This window comes from Massilia sp. CFBP9012 (assembly GCF_034045115.1).
Classification (GTDB): Bacteria; Pseudomonadota; Gammaproteobacteria; order Burkholderiales; family Burkholderiaceae_D; genus Telluria.
Genome location: NZ_JAXCWM010000004.1, coordinates 340,889 through 358,574, shown reverse-complemented (window position 1 = coordinate 358,574; position 17,686 = coordinate 340,889). Strand labels below are relative to the sequence as shown.

Sequence of the window (17,686 nt, the reverse complement as noted above, 5' to 3'; positions counted from 1 at the left end):
AACAGAAAATTTCCACGAATAAACAAGCTACATGATAACCGTTCCAGCCAAACCTATCGTCATCGACACCAATGTCTTGCTCGACCTGTTCGTCTTCCACGACCCGCGCTGGGCCGAGCTGCTGGCCGCCATCGAGGCGAAACAAGTCGATGCGATCACGCGCGCCGAATGCCGCGACGAATACCTCGCCGTGCTGCGCTACCCGCACCTGCCGCTGGATGAAGCGGGCCGCGAGCAGGCTGCCGCCCGCTTCGACGCCCTGCTGCGCCTGGTCACACCGGAGTCAAAAGCGATCCGCCTGCCGATCTGCACCGACCGCGATGACCAGAAATTCATGGAACTGGCGCGCGACGCCGGCGCCTCAGTCCTGATCAGCAAGGACAAGGCCTTGCTCAAGCTGGGCCGCAAGACGGCCCAGGCCGGCCTGTTCCGCATCATGCTGCCCGAAGCCTGGATCAAGGCCAGGGCCGAAGGCACGCTAGAATAAGAGCATCTTCTTCACGATCCGCCCACGCCCATGAGCCTACCTCCCCTGGTTTCCCGCCTGCCCCAGGTGGGCACCACCGTCTTCACCCAGATGTCGCAGCTGGCGCTCGAGCATGACGCCGTCAACCTCGGCCAGGGCTTCCCCGACTTCGCCTGCGACCCGAAGCTGGTCGACCTGGTGGCCGAGGCGATGCGCGCCGGCCATAACCAGTACGCGCCCATGACCGGCATGCCGGTGCTGCGCCAGGCGATCGCCGCCAAGATCGAGGCAACCTACGGCCGCCGCTACGACGCCAACACAGAGATCACCGTCACTGTCGGCGCCAGCCAGGCAATCCACACGGCGATCCTGGCCGTCGTGCATCCGGGCGACGAAGTGATCGTCATCGAGCCGGCCTACGACTGCTACGCGCCGGCGATCGCGCTGGCCGGCGGCGTGGTGGTGCCGGTGGCGATGCATTTCGACGAGGCCGGGTTCAGCGTGCCATGGGAATTGGTCGCCGCCGCGGTCACGCCGCGCACGCGCATGATCGTGGTGAACACGCCGCACAACCCGACCGGGACCATCCTGCGCCAGGCCGACCTCGATGCGCTGGCGACGATCGTTGACGGCACGCCGATCCTGGTGCTGTCCGACGAAGTCTACGAGCACATGGTGTACGACGGCGAGCCGCATGCGTCGGTCTCGCGTCATCCGGTGCTGGCCGAACGCGCCTTCGTGGTGTCGAGTTTCGGCAAGGCCTTCCACGTCACCGGCTGGAAGATCGGCCATGTGGCGGCGCCAGCGGCCCTGATGACGGAGTTCCGCAAGGTCCACCAATACAATGTGTTCTGCGTGACGGCGCCGATGCAGCATGCGTTCGCGGCCTACCTCGAAGATCCGGCGCCGTGGCGCGACCTGCCCGCCTTCTACCAGGCCAAGCGCGACCTGTTCCGCGCCGGCCTGGCCGGCTCGCGCTTCACTTTGCTGCCGTCGGATGGGACGTATTTCCAGTGCGTGCGCTATGACGCCATTTCGGACCAATCAGAGGCGGACTTCGCACGCTGGCTGACCACCGAGATCAAGGTGGCGGCGATTCCGGTATCGGCCTTCTACGGCCAGCCGAAGCAATTGCGGGTGGTGCGTTTCTGCTTCGCGAAGAAGGACGAGACGCTGCAACTGGCCTTGTCGCGCCTCGGCCGTCTCTAAAATTTAGTAGCCTCGCTGCGGCCTCGTGGCCATCGCCACGATCGCGGCGCCGGCGGCCACGATCAGCGCATCCTCGATCAAGCCGCTCCTGGTCTGGCCGATGCGCGCCATCGCCTGCTTGCGGCCGGCCAGGGTCAGGTAAGCCAGCGGCACGGCGGTGGCCACCGCGGCCGCGGCGCCCGCCTTTTCCCTGCCCTTCGGCGCCAACGCCGCGCCCGCAATCCCCGCACTCATCACACGCGCCAGCAGGCCCAGAAAGACGGTGCGATCGGGTGCGCTCTTCATCTTGTCGCCGAACAGCTCACCAACGCCCATCGCCAGCGCGCCATATTTGAAGGCCGGACGGTCCAGCAGGAACAGTTCGCCCGAGGTGCCACGGCCGGCCAGGCGTGCGGTGGCGATGGTGGCCATGGGCGTCATCGAGCGGGCGCTGGCGACGGCGCCGATCAGGATCGAAGAAAGCAGGTTGCGGATAGACATGTAAGCGGCTCCAGTATGTTGATGGCGGCTCGCTTCCAGGAGCGAGCCGGATCACCACAGGCTACCAAAGCGCCCGATATATTGACGCACGGCTCAGCTGCGCGCCAGGCGAGCCGTTAGTCGAGCCCTTAGTCGGTCAGCGAACTCACCGACAGGGGCGCCGTATCGGCGCGTTCCAAGCGCTTCACCAGCAACTGGTCGATCCGGTAGTGGTCGACGTCGACCACCTCGAAGCGCATGCCTTCGTGTTCGACGCTGTCGGTCGGCTTGGGCACTTTGCGCAGCATATACATCATGAAGCCGGCCGCCGTTTCGTAGCGCTCTTCCTCGGGCAGCGACTGCAGGTCGAGCACCCGTTTCATGTCGGCCACCGGCGTGCTGCCGTCGATCAGCCATGAGCCGTCGTCGCGCTGCAAGGTCTGCTGGTCGGCCTCCAACGGACTGCCCCAGCGGCCCATGACGGTGACCATGATGTCGCTCAGCGTGATTACGCCGACGACGAAGGCATATTCGTTGATCACGATCGCGAAGGTTTCCTTGCTCGATCGGAAGCGGTCGAGCATCTCGGACAAGGTCAGGCTGTCCGGGATCATCAGCACCGTGCGGATGGTCAGCTCGCTCAGCTGGAACTTGGTCTGTTTGCTCAGCAGGCGCACCAGGATGTCGCGCGTGTCGACATAGCCGACCACGCGGTCGATCACGCCGTCGCACACCGGGAACTTCGACAGCGAATGATTGGCGATCTTCTGGCGGATGCTTTCCTCGGGCTCGGTCAGGTCGAAGAACACCACGTTTTCGCGGGTCGTCATGGTCGACGTCACCGTGCGCGACTCGAGCTCGAACACGTTCTCGATGAAATGCTGCTCCTGCTTCTGCAAAACGCCGGCCTGGGCGCCGGCTTCGACCACGGCCGAGATCTCGTCGAAGGTGATGCGGTCTTCGCGCGTCATGTCGACCCCGAACAGGCGGAACAGCATATTGGCGATCTTGTTCAACACCCAGGAAAATGGGCTGAACAGGCGGATCACGAACAGCACCGGGCGGATCACCGCCATCGCCGTGGTTTCGGGCGCGATCATCGCCAGGCGCTTGGGCATCAGGTCCGAGAACAGCACGAACAGGGTCGTGACGAACACGAAAGATAGCGCGAAGGCCACGTTGTCGCGGCCCGGACTGCTGTAGAACAGCGACAGCCAGTCCAGGAAGAACGGCCGCAGGGCGCCCTCTCCCAGGATGCCGCCGAGGATGGCGATCGCGTTCAGGCCCAGTTGCGAGACGGCGAAGAAGTCGGCCGACTGGGCCTGCAGCGCCATGACCTTCTGGGCGCGCTCGTCGCCCGCCTGGGCCAGTAGTTTCAGCTTGATCTTGCGTGCGCCTGCCAGCGCAATCTCGGTCAGCGACAGGAAGCCGGCCGCCAGCACCAGGAGCGCCAGGACAGCCAAATGTTCGAACAGATTCATGGGACACCCGGGGTTTATTTTTAGGTCACTTTGACCGGGGGGATACGCACTGGCTGCATGCTACACCAGCAATCATGCCACTTTAGCACATGGCTGCCCTAGCGCCCGTCGCGCGTCCGGTCCAGCAGGATGTCGAGCATGCGCTCGGGGTTCACCACGAAGTCGTGCATGACCTGGAAGTGCTCGGTGTCCTGATAATGCACGCGCTGTATGCCTTCAGCCGAACATTCATACACCCAGGCATCCGGATAGGCCATCAGGATCGGCGAGTGGGTCGTGATGATGAACTGGGAATCGTCGTTGGCCAGCTCGTGGATCCGGCTCAGCAGCGCCAGCTGGCGCTGGGGCGACAGCGCGGCTTCCGGCTCGTCGAGCACGTAGAAGCCGCGGCCCCCGAAACGGTTCATCACCAGGGCCCAGAACGATTCGCCGTGCGATTGCTCGTGCAGGGATTTGCCGCCGTAGGAATCGATAATGCGCGGCGCGGCGGCGCCTTCGCCATCAAGGTGCTCGATCTCGGTAGCCAGGTTGAAGAAGCTTTCGGCGCGGAAGAAAAAGCCATCCCTGGGTCGTTTGACGCCCTTCGACAGCCGGATGTATTCGTGCAAGCGCGAGTGCGACTGGCGCGTATTGAAGCCGAAGTTCCTGGTGCCGCCCTCGGGATTGAAGCCGTAGGCGACGGCGATGGCTTCCAGCAGCGTCGACTTGCCAGAGCCGTTTTCGCCGACGACGAACGTCACCTTCGGATGCAGTTCGAGGGTGCCCAGGTGGCGCACCGCGGGCAGGCAGAAGGGATACTCGTCGAAGCTCGCGACCTGGTCGGCTTTCAGGGCTACCCGCGAGACGAATTGTTTGGAGATCATGCCCGTTTCGGCGCGTGGCCCAGCTTCGTCAACGTCTCCATCACCAGGTCGCAATGATCGCCCTGCACTTCGATCACGCCATCCTTGACGGTGCCTCCCGAACCGCAGGCCGTGCGCAACTGCTTGCCCAGCAGCGCCAGCGCGAGCGGATCGAGCGCCACGCCCTTGACGAGGGTGACCGTCTTGCCGCCCCGCCCCTTGGACTGGCGCGACACGCGCACCACGCCGTCGCCGACGACAGGCGCCTTGGCCGAACAGGCGCAGGCGCCGACCGGCTGCCGGCATTCGGGGCACATGCGCCCGCTCTCGGTGGAATAGACCAGGCCACCGTTCGAACTATGCTTCATCTTGCCCTCCACTATCCTTGCTCTTCGCTTCCCTGACTTTCACGCCGCGGCGGGCCAGGCTCTCGCGCAGCAGGAACTCGATCTCGGCGTTCACGCTGCGCAGGTCGCGCGCCGCGAGACGCTGCAGCTCTTCCCACAGGGCGGGATCGATCCGCAAGGGGAACGCTTTTTTGCCCGGACTTGCCATGCTGTTTCGCTGCTAGTTATACAGGGTGCCGGTGTTGACGATCGGCTGGGTTTCCTTGTCCGAGCACAGCACGACGAGCAGATTACTCACCATCGCCGCCTTGCGCTCATCGTCGAGTTCGACGATGCCGCGCTCCGACAGGCCCTTGAGCGCCGTCTCCACCATGCTCACCGCGCCATGCACGATTTTAGCGCGGGCGCTGATGATCGCCTCGGCCTGCTGGCGGCGCAGCATCACCTGGGCGATCTCGGCGGCATAGGCCAGGTGGGTCAGCTTGGCGTCCAATACCTCGACGCCGGCAGCCTCGAAGCGCGCCTGCAGTTCGACCTTGAGCGTATCGGCCACCACGTCCATGCCGGCACGCAGCGTGGTCTCGCCCGGGGCCAGGTCTTCGCCTTCGTCGTAAGCGTATTGCGAGGCCAGGTGACGCAGCGCCGCTTCGGCCTGGATCGAGACATAGCGCTCGAAGTCGTCCACCTCGAACACGGCCTGGGCGGTGTCGCGCACGCGCCAGACCACCGCCGCACTGATCTCGACCGGGTTGCCGCGCTTGTCGTTGACCTTGAGCGTCGGCGCATTGAAGTTACGGGCGCGCAGCGACAGGCGGCGCTTGACGTAGAACGGGAAGGCCCAGCGCAGCCCTTCGCTGCGGTCGGTGCCGATGTACTTGCCGAACAGCGTCAGGATCGCACTTTCGTTCGGCTGCAGCATGTACAGGCCGCCCAGGGACAACAGACCGGCGAGCCCCAGTGCCACGGCGCCGATCAGGAACGAGAGGCCCTCGGACGACTCGGCCATCCTCTTGAGCAGATAGAAGGACGCCAGCAGCAGGACGATCCCGGCGCCGGCCGCCAGGTAGCCGTTTGCCGATGCGAACGCCGATTCGCGGCGCGTGTGTGCTGCATTCATGGTGGACACCCCTCAGGTAAGTAGCATCAAAGTGATATCACTTTAGGATCACCCGGGGTTCTTGTCAAGCAACTTGAAAGGTAATTATTGCAAGCGCACGGCGACGTCGAACAGCCAGGTACGGCGGATCTCGACCACGTCGTACTGCCGCGCCAGCGCCGGTGGGAACGGGCCGTACGGCGCCTGGCTCGCGATGATCTTGCGGATGCCGTCGTCGATTGCAGCCACCCCGCTCGAGGTCTCGAAAGTGACCTTTTCCACGGAACCGTCAGCGCGCACCGCCACCGTCACGACCGGCTGCGTATGCGGCTGCTTGACCGCTTCGCGCACCATGTCCAGGGTCCGGTTCAACTCGATCTTGCGGCCCATGGCTTGCGCATACTGGACCAGGTCCTGGTTCGGGTCAGCGCGTCCGAACAGCCAGCCGCGGCGCAGGCCGCTGACCGTGGGCGGCGGCACACCCGGCGCACTGCCGGCGCGGTCGCGCCCGGCGGACTCGCGGGCCAGCTGCTCGGCGATCGCGCGCAGTCGTTCGGCGCGCGGCGCCAGTTGCGCAGCCTGGCCCCGCTCGGCAGGTCCCTGCTGCACCGGCGCCTGGCTGGCCTGCGCCTGCGCCTGTGCCTGTGCCTGTGCCTGCCTTGCCCGTTCCTGCTCGCGCTGGGCTTCGTCCAGCCTGGCCTGCTCCTGGCGTGCCTGCTCCTGGCGCGCCTGTTCTTGCTGGACGGCTTCCTGGCGCGCCGCCTCGAGACGCGCAGTCTCCTGCTCGCGCCGCACGGCGTCGAGACGCTCACGTTCAAGACGCTCGGCGTCGAGACGCGCCGCAGCGGCGTGTTCTTCCTCCAGGCGGGCCAGCGCGTCGCGCCTTTCCTGTTCCTGCCGCGCCGCTTCCCGCCGCTCGGCCGCGATCCGGTCGAGCTCCACGCGTGCGCTTGCCTCCCGTTCGGCCTGCTCGCGCGCGAGCGCGATCAGCTCCACCTGGCGCGACTGCTCCGCGGCTTGCTGGTCCGGCTCGGGTTCGGGTGTGGGTTTGAGTTCAGCCTTTGCTGGCGGCGCTGCGGCCGGCCGCTCACGCGGGGCAGGTGCCGGCGCAGGAGGCGGGAGCGGCCGTGGCTTCACGGCAGGTGCTGGGGGCGTGGCGGGTGCTGGGGGCGTGGCGGGTGCGGCGGGCGCGGAGGGGGCTTCAGGCGCCAGCACGATCTGCAGGTCGCTGGCGGCAAGGCGCCGCTCTTCCCATGGAAGGCGCAGGCCCGAAAGCCCGAAGACATCCCCCTGGATGGGAATGCTCAACAGCAGCAGGTGAAGCAGCACGGACAGCGATAACGCCATGCGCATGCGCCATGGCGCGGCTGGAGGGACGAACTGCGTCGATGTGAGCACGTGACTTTGCGAATAGATGCCAGGAATGAAACGAACCCGGCGATGCTATCACAAGGGCCGCTGTAGCCGCCGGGACTCGATTATCGTTCGAGCTGTCCCAGGCGGCGCTCGACGAAGGCGGCCAGCTCGGGCGACAGCGTCCCGCTGCCAAGGGCCTGCCAGAACGCCGCCACCGCGTCGGGATCGCGCTTCTCGGCCTGCAGCGAAATGCCCAGGCCCATCCACCACACGCCATTGCCCGGCGCAGTGCGCAGCGCGGCCTGGTAGTGCTCGGCCGCTTCGCGATGACGACCTTCGCGCTGCAGCACGCCGGCCAGGAAGGCGTGGTATTCGCCATTGCCGGCCGCATGCGGCAGGGTGCGCATCAGGGTGTCGAGCGCGGGACCGCCCCGCTCCAGCTGCAGGCGTGCCAGCAGCATCGCCATCGACGGTTGACGGGCATCGAGCACCAGCGCGGCCTGCAACTGGCGCATCGCGTCGTCGGTCCGTCCCGCTTCGATCAGCAGTCCCACCAGCGTCTGGCGCGACGGCTCATGCTTCGGATCGATCCGCAATCCGGCCTGCAGGGTCGCGATGGCCTCGGTCACGCGTCCGTCTTCCAGCACCAGCAGCGCGCGGCGATAGGCATTCTCTGCACGCTGCGGCGAGGTCTCGACCCGGCCTTGCACTGCCGGCGCCGGCTTGGGTGGCGCCGGCTTGCGCGGCGCGGGCGCTGGCTTCGACGGTGGCGGCGCCGGCTCGGGTTCCGGTTCCGGTGCGGGCACGATCGGCGCCGGTGGAGCGACATCGATCACCTGCACCGGCGCGGCCGCCGGCATCTCGACCAGCACCGCCTTGGGCGCGGAGGCGGCAGGTGCGGCAGGCGCAGCAGCGACAGCCGCCACGGGCACGGGCACGGGCTGTTCGCCCACCATCCGCCAGCCGATCACGCCGGCCGCGGCGACGGCGATCACCGCCCCACCCGCCAGCGCGCCACGCATCCACTGTCCCCGCGGCTCAGGCGCCGGCGGCAAGCGCACGTCGGCCGGCAGCGGCGTGGCGCCGGGCTGGCCGGCGCGCGCATCGAGGTCTTGCAGCATCTTGTTAATCAAGCTCATAGCGCGAACGCCCAGGCCAGGCCGCCCGCCGCGCCGGCGACGACGGCGCCCCCTAGCAGCCAGGTCCAGATCGTGCGCGTCACGCCCACCGTATCGCGCGCGGCGATGGCCACGTGGCTGCCGGCCACCTGCTGCTTGCCCTGTCCGTAGCTGAGCATCAGCGCCTTGTGCGCCATGATGTTGACCAGGCGCGGCACGCCGCCGCTGGCTTTATACAGGCCGCGGATCGCCGCGCCCGTGAACAGGCGCGCGCCGTCGAAGCCGGCCACGCGCAAGCGGTGCGCCACGTAGACATCGAGGTCATCGCGGCTCAGCGGGCCGAGGTGATAATGAAAGGTGATGCGCTGGGCCAGCTGGCGGATCGCATCGAGTTCGAGCTTGCGATTCAGTTCCGGCTGGCCGAACAGGACGATCTGCAGGAGCTTCCTCTTCTCGGTCTCGAGATTGGTCAAGAGGCGCAGCGCCTCCAGGCTCTCGACGGGAATCGCCTGCGCCTCGTCGAGGCACAGCACCACGCGCAAGTCCTGGCCGGCCAGCTCGAGCAGGCGCAGGTTGATCGCCTTGAGCAACTGGTGCTGATCAACGTCGCGCTCGAGGGGGATGGCCAGTTCGTCGGCCAGCGCCAGCATCAGAGTGCGCGGCTCCAGGTAGGGATTCGGGATGTAGGCGGTGACGAAGCCCTCGCCCAGCGTGGCCATGAACTTGCGGCACAACAGCGTCTTGCCGGTGCCGACTTCACCCGTGATCTTGATGAAGCCTTCGCCGCCGCGGGTCGCCACCAGCAGCGTGTTCAGCGCTTCCTGCGAGCGCGGGCTGCCGAAGAAGAAGCTGGTGTCGGGCGTGATCCCGAACGGCAGCTCGCGCAGGCCGAAGTGCGTCGCGTACATCAGTCCGCGCCCAGGGTACGGCCGCGGCTGCGCGGATCGAGCTGTTCGATGCGGCGGCTGGCGTCGAGCATGTCCTGGCTCCAGTCGCTCGCCCCTTCGACGATGGTCGGCTTGATCAGCACCACCAGCTCGCGCTTCTGGCTCATGCGGGCCTTGTTGCGGAACAGATTGCCCAGCAGCGGGATCTTGTCGGCGCCCGGCAGCTGGTCGGTGTCGCCGCTCGAGGCCTGGCGCATCAGGCCGCCGATCGCGACCACCTGGCCGTCGCGGCCGCGCACGATGCTGTCGAGCTCCGATGTGCTCGACGCCGCCAATGGCAGGCGCAGCGTGCCGCCCGAGCCCAGGTCGACGTCCTTGTTGACGGTCGTGACCTGGCTCACCGAAGGGTGCACGTGCAGCAGGATGTTGCCCTTGTCGTCGATCTGCGGCGTCACGTCCAGCACCACGCCCGAGAAGAACGGCTGCACCGTCACGCTCGGGCTGACGATGGTGCTGCTGTTGCTGGTGTTGATGTTGTTGGTGATGCCGGTGACGAAGAATTCGTCGGTGCCGATCTTGAGCACGGCCTTCTGGTTGTTGATCGCCGCGATGCGGGGGCTGGACAGCACGTGCACGCTGCCCTGCGACTCCAGGAACGTGATCAAAGCCGCGAAGTTATTGGTCTGGAACGCGAAGCCGAACAGCGAGCCGGCCGCGCTGGCCGCGTTCGACAGCGAAAAGCCGGTGCTGGCCGCCAGGCCCGAGCCGTTGTTGATCACGGCCGGCTGGCCGCCGTTGTATGGCAGCGGCGCCAGGTTCGCGCCGGGCGAGATCATGCCGCTCGAGACGCGGTTGGCGGTGCCGCCGCGGAACGAGGCGAACGAGGCCCAGTTGATGCCGCTCTGGAAGCTGTCGGAGAGCTCCACCTCGAGGATCTTCGCTTCCAGGATCACCTGACGGTCCACCGAGAGCTGGGTCGCCTTCAGGTAGGCGTCGACGTTGCGCAATTCGTCGGGCATGGCGCGGATCACCAGCACGCCGGACTGCGGGCTCACCACCACGCTGCGCCCGCCCTCGAGCGTGCCGACGATGGCAATAATCGATTCCTTCAGGTCTTTCCAGAAGTCGTTGTCGGAGCGGGTCTGGACGTCGGTGCTGTTGAGCTGGCGCTGGCCGTTCTGGTTGTTGCCGTTCTGGCCGTTCTGCCCGTCCTGGTTGCCGAAGCCCTGCCCCATGCCACCGCTGTTGCCGCCGCCGTTGTTACCGCCGTTATTACCATTGTTGCCGGCATCGGCGACCGAGGTCGAGGACACGCGCGTGTTCGACATCCCGCTCCGGCTGGCGGTCAGGTAGTTCACCTGGAACATGCGGGTCTGCATGGTCAGCGGGCGAATACTGATGCGCGCGCCATCGATCCTGTAATCGTAGCCGTACATATCGCGCACCGCTTCGAGCGTTTCGACCAGGGTCACGTCCTTCAGGTTGGCGCTGATATTGCCGCTGACGTCCGGGTGCACCAGCATGTTGTAGCGGGTGCCGGCCACGATCGAGCGGAAAAACTGCTGCGCGGGCACGTTGTTGAAGGCGACGTTGAAGCGCTCCTCGAGCGCCGGCCGCGCCTTCGGCAGCTGGCTGGCCAGGGTCGCTGCCGGCGGCAGCAGCGCATTGGCCACCGCATCGTCGACCGCCGGTCGCGGCGCCGGCTGGCTGCTGGCCTTGGCCATCTCCTGGGCGATGGCGTCGTAGGTGGCGTTCGGCGGAGCGCTCTGGCAAGCGGCCAGCAACAGCGTCGCAGCCAGCACGCAGGGAGTCGCGAAAAACTTGGTCATATTGGATTGCCTCGTCATTTGGCGGCCGGCGTCATGCCCGGCAGCGGCGCGTCCATGCGCAGCACCTGGCGTTCGGCGCCGCGCACCAGCACGACCTCGTTGGCGCTGACGCGCGCCACGCGCGCGCCCTTGAAGGTCTCGCCCAGGCGCACCGTCTCGCCGTCGATCACGGCCACATGGCGGCCGCCCGCATGGCGCGCGATCAGCACCGACTGCAAACGCGGCGCATCGTCGGCGGCGGCCAGTTCAGGGGCGATCCGGTCCATGCCCGGCGGAGGACGGGTGGGGTCGAGCAGCGCTTGCGCGGCGGCGGGTTGGGCCAGCGCCAGGCACGCCAGCGCAGTCAGGAACAGGTTCTTCACAGCTTCATCCATTGTCGGTCCAGGCTCAGGGTATGCAGGGTGAGCGTCAGGCGCGCGGCGGGATACTCCTCCACGTCGAGCTGGGCACGGCCCCAGAACATCCGGGTCGGCATCGCATCGAGTGCGCTCATGTAGTCGACCATGTCGAGATAGTTGCCGCGCACCGAGACTTCGATGCCGTGGCGGTACAGTAATGGCGCGGCGGCCGGTGCGGACGTTGGCGCGGGCGCCTGCTTGTCCGCCAGCGGTTCGACCGGCAAGGTGCGCATCGACACCAGCTTCAGGCGCCCGTTGGCGCGCAAGATGCCGTCGACCAGTGGGCCCATGCGCTCGGGCGGCAGCAGGCCATGCTCGATGGCCAGCAGCTGGTCGCCGAGCTGGCCCATTTCCTGGCGCAGCGCATTCAGGCGCGTGCGCGCCGCGGCGTCGGGGTCGAGCTGGAACGCCTGCACGCGGCCCGTGATGGCCTCGTCGATCGCCGCCATCTCGGTGCGCTGCTGCGCGATCTGGCTGCGCAGCGACTCCTGGGCCGCTTCCATCGGCGCCAGCACCAGCACGTGGCCGGCAAAGGCCAGCAGCGCGCACGCCGCCAGGCATACCAGGCCGCGTTCGCGCAGCGACAGCGCGTCGATGCGCGCGCGCAGGGTCAGGATCCGCTCTTTCATTTGCCCGCTCATGGACGAGATTCCTCGGGGACCGATTGCAGGCTGAATTCGATATAGGGCGCCGGGCGCGTGGCCGGCTTGCCGTCGGCGTCCTGCACCTGCAGCGGCGCGGCCTCGCCGATCTGCAGGCTGGCGAAGGATTTGCCCTGCATCAGCGGCTCGTGGGTCAGGCGGTTCAGGTAGCCCGGCACCATGGCCGGATCGACGGTGCGGCCCTTGATGCCGATCTGCGCGCCGCCGGCGCCGACCGTCACGCCGGTCAGCCACAGTCCTTGCGCGCTCTGGCGCGCCAGCGCCTTGAAGTAGCCGGCGAAGCCGCTGGTGTCGCCCAATTCTCCGCGCGACAGCGCGCCGGAGATGTGGCGCATCGCAGCCAGTTGCATATCCGCTTGCGCGATCTGCGCGTCCAGCGTGGCGTCCTTCTGGCGCGGCGTGAACTCGCGGTTGGCCGTGGCCAGGCGCGCCTGGCGCTTTTCGAGCTGGGTGGCGCCGCTACTTGCCTGCTGCTGCAGTTCCGCGGTTTCCATTTTGCCGGCCACGGCAAGGATGGCGATGCCGACGATCACGACGCCCACGGCCAGCGCGATGGTGGCGCTCGACAGCACCTGCTTCTGCGGCTGAAAGGCCGGATTGAACAGGTTGATCTGTTGCTTCATGCGCCCTCGCCTTCGCGCAGCGCGGCGCCGATCGCGAGAAAGAAGCGCTGCTGCTGCGCCTTGTCCGCCAGCTCGGGCGTGCGCGACAGGTCGAACAGCGTGGCCAGGTCGAGCGTCTCGACCGGCGTATAGAGGTTGCTCGACAGGTATTCGTCCAGGCCGCTCACGGGCGACGGTCCGAGCACCAGCTTGGCGATGCTGATGAAGGAATACTGGCGCTCGAAATGGTCGAGCGAGCGTTGCAGCTCGAGGGTGATCTTGTCGAAGCTCTGGTGCTTGCGCTCGTGATCCGGCTCCAGCAACTGGGCCAGCGTGACGTCGAAGCGGCGCGACAGGTACAGCTCGCCGCGATAGGACACGGTCAGCAGGCCGCCGTCGTCGCCGAACGACAGCATGGCGACGCCGCGGCCTTCGGGTTCGAGCATCGCCGATACGTTCCGTTGCGCCATCTCGGGGATGTCGATCGCGTGCAGGTCGACTTTCGCGTCGAGGAACAGCTTCTGGCGCGGCTGGATTACGGTATTGCGGGCGGCGACGGCGAAGACCGATTGCTGCGCCCGCGAATTGGCGTCGAGCGGGATGTCGAGCACGTCGATGGTCGCTTCCGCGGCCGGAAAATCGAGGATGTCTTTCAGGCGCCAGCGGATGGCGGTCTTCATTTCCTCGCGCGGCACGTTCGGCGCTTCGACGTTCAGGATCTGGTATTCGCCGCCGGACAGCAATGTGACAATGTGGCGCGATGCGGCATGGCCGTCGCGCGCCACCTTGTCCAAAGCGTCGTCACCAGGGTGGCCTAGGAAGAACTGCATCGCGCCGAGGGCTGGCCTGGCATTCGCGTCGCGGTGGACAGTAACAGTCGCCACCCCATCTCGCAGCAATGCAATGGACAGCCAGCCTTCCTTCTTTTTTCCTCTGTTAAACAGGCGCATGCAGGCAGCTAAGGTAGTCGAGACGGCTGCCGGTGGCAGAACTCTCTTAATTATAGACAATGCCGCGCGGAAAAATCGCAAAAACTCGCGAATCCAGCAGCCGAGCACTTCCGGCGTGGCATGCGTACATCAGGATGGAGGGAGTTTGTCATCCACAAGGATGCCGCAATAAAAAAGCGCTGCCTGGGCAGCGCTTTTCTGGTGCCCGGACAGTTATTCACATTTGAGCGGATTCGCCACCGTAATCACAGCGGCACCGCCACTCTCAGGAGCCGTATAGATGACGTTGCAAGTGTCCGCGAGACCCGCAGGCAGGTTCTTTGGCACAACGCGCAGACCCTTGTTACCGATAAAGTTCGTGGTGAAGTCTTCGTCCAGGCCGGCCGCTTTCGCCATCGTCGCAGCGGTCGGATAACCAGACTCCATCGCCACGACGTGTCCGCCTTCGACCGTGATCGAGTTGGCGTTATTAATCAGCCACTTGCCGTGCAGCATGGCCGAGGTCGATGTCAGCGAGCCGCGTGCCGCCTGGACAGCAGCCGCGCGGGCATCGCCGCTGAGGCCTGCGAATTTCGGCAGCGCAGTCGCGGCCAGGATCCCCAGGATGACGATCACCACGATCAGTTCGATCAGGGTGAAACCACTCTGTACTTTCTTGTTGAAACTGGTTTTCATTCTTCTTTCTCCGTTACGATGGTGGGGACGAGTGGTCGTCCTGTCGAGCGCTGCACTGTGGAACAATTCTACCGTGAGATTATGCAACTTTGATGTCTGGACGGCAAAAGGATCTCCACAAAGCAATGTTTCGTTGTTGAAACATTAAGATTGGTCAAACGAGTGCGTTCTTTTCGCAACACTTTCACGGCGTTTAGTCTATTTCGAATGCAGCGCCGCCTGTCCCAAATCCCACATCGGCATGAAGATTCCCAGCGCCAGGACCAGCACCATCGCGCCCAGGAAGGTGATCAGGATCGGCTCGATCTGACTCGACAGGGTCTTGAGCTCATAGTCGACCTCGCGCTCGTACATCTGCCCGATCTCGTCCATCAGGTCATCGATCGACCCGGTTTCTTCCCCCACCGCGATCATCTGCAGCACGATCGGCGTAAACACCCCCGCCGCGGTCGAGGTGCGCAGGATGCTCTCGCCGCGCTCGACGCCGTCGCGCATCTGCTCGATGCGCGAACTCAGGTAGGCATTGTCTGCGGTCTGCGAGACCACGGTCAGCGCATGCACGATCGGCACCCCGCTGCGCATCGACAGCGCGAAGCTGCGCGCGAAGCGGGCCATCGTGCCCTTGTGGATGATCTTGCCGGCGATCGGCAGGCGCAGCTTGTAGCGGTCCCAGGTCAAGCGCCCTTGCGCAGTGCGGGTCCAGGCCCCGAACCCATACCAGCCAAGGATCGCGACACCCGCCAGCGCCGGCCACCACTTGACCGTGAAGCCCGACGTCGCCAGCAGGATGCGCGTCATCAGCGGCAACTCGGACCCGAACGACTTGAACACCGAAGCGAACTGCGGGATGACGAAGATGTTGACCACCACCATGGCGATGACCATCGCGATCACCACGAAGCTTGGATAGCGCAGCGCCGTCTTGACCCGCTCGCGCATGTCGCGGTCGAACTCCAGGTGATCGAACAGGCGCAGGAAGACTTCTTCCAGCCGTCCCGTCATCTCGCCCACTTTCACCATCGACAGGTAGAACGGCGAGAAGCACTGCGGGTGGCGCATCATCGCGCTGGATAATTCGCGCCCGGCGTCGAGCGACTCGCGCAAATCCTTGATCACACGCGCGAACGATTTGCTGATCGCCGACTCCTGCAGCCCGGCCAGGCCGCGCATGATCGGCACGCCGGACTTGAGCAGCGTATGGATCTGGCGGCTGAACAGCTGCACGTCCATCGACGTGACCTTCTTCTCGAACAGGCGCTCGCGCCATCCCAGGCCGCCGGTGGTCGCGGCCTTGCGCGTGACCGTGATCTCGATCGGCGTGACGCCGCTGCCGAACAGCTGATCGGCCACGGCGCCGCTGTCGGCGCCTTCGAGCACGCCATGTACCGGCTCACCGCGTCCATTGCGGCCCTTGTAGGCGAAATATGGCATGGGCTGTTAAATCAGTCGTCCATCTGGTTACTGACCCGCATCGCCTCGGCGATCGTCGAGCGTCCCTGCACCGCCAGGTTCACCGCGTGGCGGCGCAAGGTCTCGCCGCGCATCTCGGTGTGGGCGACCTTGAGGAAGTGGCCCGGGTCCGGATGATTGACCGCGTCGGTGACGGCGCGCGTCATCTCCAGCAGTTCATAGACGCCGGTGCGGCCCCGATAGCCGGTGCCGTTGCAGTGCGAGCAGCCCTTGCCATGATAGAAGCGCGTGGTCGCGGCATGCTCACCCAGTTCACCGCGCAGCCAGTCGATCTCGTTGGCGGCCGGCTGGTAGTCGACGCTGCAGCTCTCGCAGATCACGCGCACCAGGCGCTGGGCCAGCACCGCCTGCAGCGAACCGCTCACCATATAGCGCGGCACGCCCATGTCCATCAAACGCAGCGGAGTAGAGGCGGCATCGTTGGTGTGCAGGGTCGACAGCACCAGGTGGCCCGTCATCGCGGCGCGCAGGCCGATGGCGGCGGTTTCCTGGTCGCGCATCTCGCCGACCAGCACGATGTCCGGGTCTTGCCGCAGCGCCGAGCGCAGCACGCGTGCGAACGACAGCTCGATCTTGTCGTTGACCTGCACCTGGTTGATGCCCGACAGCCGGTATTCCACCGGGTCCTCGACCGTGATGAGCTTTTTCTCGACCGAGTTCAGTTCCGACAAGGCGCTGTACAGGGTGGTGGTCTTGCCGCTGCCGGTCGGCCCGGTAACCAGCACCAGGCCGTTGGGCCGGGCGACGATCGCGCGGAAGCGCTCGACCAGGCGCGCCGGCATGCCGATCGCATCCAGCCGCAGGTTGGCGCTGACCTGGTTCAAGAGACGCATGACCACCGATTCGCCGTACTGGGTCGGCATGGTCGAGATACGCACGTCGATGCGCTGGTTGCGCACCTTGACCGCGAAGCGGCCGTCCTGCGGCAGGCGTTTCTCGGAGATGTCGAGATCGGCCATCAATTTCAGGCGCAGCGCCAGCGGCGTCGCGACCTTCAGGTCGGCCTCGGTCTGCAGGTGCAGCACGCCGTCGATGCGAAAGCGGATCTGCAGCCGCCCTTCCTGCGGCTCGATATGAATGTCCGAGGCGCGCACCTGGGCCGCGTCGTCGAACACCGATTGCAGCAGCTTGACGATCGGCGCTTCTTCGAGCCCCGGATTGGCGGCCAGCGCGCCGAAGTCGATCGAGGCGTCGCCCAGGTCGGCCTCGACCTCGCGCGCCAGGCCCGTGATCTCGCCGGTGCGGCGATAGATGCGGTCGATCGCCGCCAGCACCTCGGTCTCGTTGACCACCGCCAGCTCCACGCCCTTCTTGATCAGGCGCGCGATCTCGTCATAGGCGAACAGGTCGGTCGGGTCGGACACACCGACCAGCATCGTCTCCTTGCGGTCTTCCAGCACCAGAGCGCGGAAACGCCGCGCCGCGGTCTCCGGCAGCAAGCGCACCAGCTCGGCGTTGATGTTGTAGAACTTCAGGTTCAGGTAAGGGATGTCGAGCTGGCGCGCCAGCGCGCCCGAAATCTGGTCTTCGGTGACGAAGCCGCTTTCGACGAATACCCGGCCAAGCTTGCGGCCAGTGCGCTTCTGGTCGGCGAGCGCCTGCTGGAGTTGCTCTTCGCTCAACAGTTTCTGCTGCATCAGCACTTCGCCGAGGCGGACTTTCTCTGGCCTTGCCATACCATCCCTTGGATTAATTCCTGCAAGGAGGATTTTAATGCCTGACGGAACAATAGTGATTATTGGCATCATGCCGGCGTGCGATTCTGTCTCGGTTTTGCCTCGTCTCCCACACCTGACGGTAACAATCCAGCATCGACCAACGCTTATCTGGCATTGCATA

The 17,686-nt window shown here is 65.8% G+C and carries 19 protein-coding genes; 2 read left to right on the top strand and 17 right to left on the bottom strand.

The window, feature by feature from the left end; genetic code table 11:
• Positions 1 to 31: 31 nt before the first annotated feature.
• Both SOM61_RS08830 and SOM61_RS08825 read left to right on the top strand, forming a co-directional pair.
• Positions 32 to 487, top strand: a complete 456-nt coding sequence (locus SOM61_RS08830) for a putative toxin-antitoxin system toxin component, PIN family (RefSeq protein WP_320473736.1) — start codon at positions 32 to 34, stop codon at positions 485 to 487.
• A gap of 30 nt (positions 488 to 517) precedes the next feature.
• On the top strand, positions 518 to 1,675 hold the full coding sequence (locus SOM61_RS08825; protein ID WP_320473735.1) for a pyridoxal phosphate-dependent aminotransferase: 1,158 nt from the start codon (positions 518 to 520) through the stop codon (positions 1,673 to 1,675).
• Between the two features lie 3 nt (positions 1,676 to 1,678).
• Here the strand turns inward: SOM61_RS08825 and SOM61_RS08820 are convergent, their stop codons facing one another.
• The 17 genes from SOM61_RS08820 to SOM61_RS08740 all read right to left on the bottom strand — a co-directional run bounded on the left by SOM61_RS08820 (position 1,679) and on the right by SOM61_RS08740 (position 17,523).
• On the bottom strand, positions 1,679 to 2,155 hold the full coding sequence (locus tag SOM61_RS08820) for a hypothetical protein (protein ID WP_320473734.1): 477 nt from the start codon (positions 2,153 to 2,155) through the stop codon (positions 1,679 to 1,681).
• A 128-nt stretch (positions 2,156 to 2,283) separates the two neighbouring features.
• Positions 2,284 to 3,615 (bottom strand): polyamine export protein PaeA, encoded by a 1,332-nt coding sequence (gene paeA, locus SOM61_RS08815; RefSeq protein ID WP_320473733.1) that lies wholly within the window; start codon positions 3,613 to 3,615, stop codon positions 2,284 to 2,286.
• A gap of 98 nt (positions 3,616 to 3,713) precedes the next feature.
• Positions 3,714 to 4,478: an AAA family ATPase gene (locus tag SOM61_RS08810; protein ID WP_320473732.1), complete on the bottom strand. Its 765-nt coding sequence runs from the start codon at positions 4,476 to 4,478 to the stop codon at positions 3,714 to 3,716.
• Complete coding sequence (locus tag SOM61_RS08805; protein WP_320473731.1) at positions 4,475 to 4,825, bottom strand: translation initiation factor Sui1; 351 nt, start codon at positions 4,823 to 4,825, stop codon at positions 4,475 to 4,477. Before SOM61_RS08805 ends, SOM61_RS08810 begins: the two co-directional genes overlap by 4 nt.
• A complete protein-coding gene (locus SOM61_RS08800) occupies positions 4,815 to 5,012 on the bottom strand; it encodes a type II toxin-antitoxin system antitoxin (RefSeq protein ID WP_320473730.1) in 198 nt (65 codons plus the stop codon). The genes SOM61_RS08805 and SOM61_RS08800 overlap by 11 nt, the downstream gene beginning before the upstream one ends.
• A gap of 12 nt (positions 5,013 to 5,024) precedes the next feature.
• Complete coding sequence (locus SOM61_RS08795; protein ID WP_320473729.1) at positions 5,025 to 5,921, bottom strand: SPFH domain-containing protein; 897 nt, start codon at positions 5,919 to 5,921, stop codon at positions 5,025 to 5,027.
• Positions 5,922 to 6,005: 84 nt separating this feature from the next.
• Complete coding sequence (locus SOM61_RS08790) at positions 6,006 to 7,298, bottom strand: TonB C-terminal domain-containing protein (RefSeq protein WP_320473728.1); 1,293 nt, start codon at positions 7,296 to 7,298, stop codon at positions 6,006 to 6,008.
• Positions 7,299 to 7,378: 80 nt separating this feature from the next.
• Positions 7,379 to 8,395, bottom strand: coding sequence for a tetratricopeptide repeat protein (locus SOM61_RS08785; RefSeq protein WP_320473727.1), 1,017 nt, complete (start codon positions 8,393 to 8,395; stop codon positions 7,379 to 7,381).
• On the bottom strand, positions 8,392 to 9,282 hold the full coding sequence (locus SOM61_RS08780) for an ExeA family protein (protein ID WP_320473726.1): 891 nt from the start codon (positions 9,280 to 9,282) through the stop codon (positions 8,392 to 8,394). The genes SOM61_RS08785 and SOM61_RS08780 overlap by 4 nt, the downstream gene beginning before the upstream one ends.
• On the bottom strand, positions 9,282 to 11,090 hold the full coding sequence (gene mshL, locus SOM61_RS08775; protein ID WP_320473725.1) for a pilus (MSHA type) biogenesis protein MshL: 1,809 nt from the start codon (positions 11,088 to 11,090) through the stop codon (positions 9,282 to 9,284). The genes SOM61_RS08780 and mshL overlap by 1 nt, the downstream gene beginning before the upstream one ends.
• Before the next feature lie 14 nt (positions 11,091 to 11,104).
• The gene (locus SOM61_RS08770) at positions 11,105 to 11,464 is read right to left on the bottom strand and encodes a hypothetical protein (protein ID WP_320473724.1); all 360 of its coding nucleotides are present in this window, start codon (positions 11,462 to 11,464) and stop codon (positions 11,105 to 11,107) included.
• Entirely contained in the window at positions 11,449 to 12,117 is a 669-nt protein-coding gene (gene gspM / locus SOM61_RS08765; protein WP_320473723.1) for a type II secretion system protein GspM, read from the bottom strand. Before gspM ends, SOM61_RS08770 begins: the two co-directional genes overlap by 16 nt.
• 8 nt (positions 12,118 to 12,125) lie before the next feature.
• Complete coding sequence (locus tag SOM61_RS08760) at positions 12,126 to 12,773, bottom strand: hypothetical protein (protein ID WP_320473722.1); 648 nt, start codon at positions 12,771 to 12,773, stop codon at positions 12,126 to 12,128.
• Positions 12,770 to 13,702, bottom strand: a complete 933-nt coding sequence (gene pilM, locus SOM61_RS08755; RefSeq protein ID WP_320473721.1) for a type IV pilus biogenesis protein PilM — start codon at positions 13,700 to 13,702, stop codon at positions 12,770 to 12,772. Before pilM ends, SOM61_RS08760 begins: the two co-directional genes overlap by 4 nt.
• A 213-nt stretch (positions 13,703 to 13,915) precedes the next feature.
• On the bottom strand, positions 13,916 to 14,377 hold the full coding sequence (locus SOM61_RS08750) for a type II secretion system protein (RefSeq protein WP_320473720.1): 462 nt from the start codon (positions 14,375 to 14,377) through the stop codon (positions 13,916 to 13,918).
• A 198-nt stretch (positions 14,378 to 14,575) separates the two neighbouring features.
• A complete protein-coding gene (locus SOM61_RS08745; RefSeq protein ID WP_320473719.1) occupies positions 14,576 to 15,808 on the bottom strand; it encodes a type II secretion system F family protein in 1,233 nt (410 codons plus the stop codon).
• A gap of 11 nt (positions 15,809 to 15,819) precedes the next feature.
• Positions 15,820 to 17,523, bottom strand: a complete 1,704-nt coding sequence (locus SOM61_RS08740; protein WP_320473718.1) for a GspE/PulE family protein — start codon at positions 17,521 to 17,523, stop codon at positions 15,820 to 15,822.
• Positions 17,524 to 17,686: the final 163 nt, after the last annotated feature.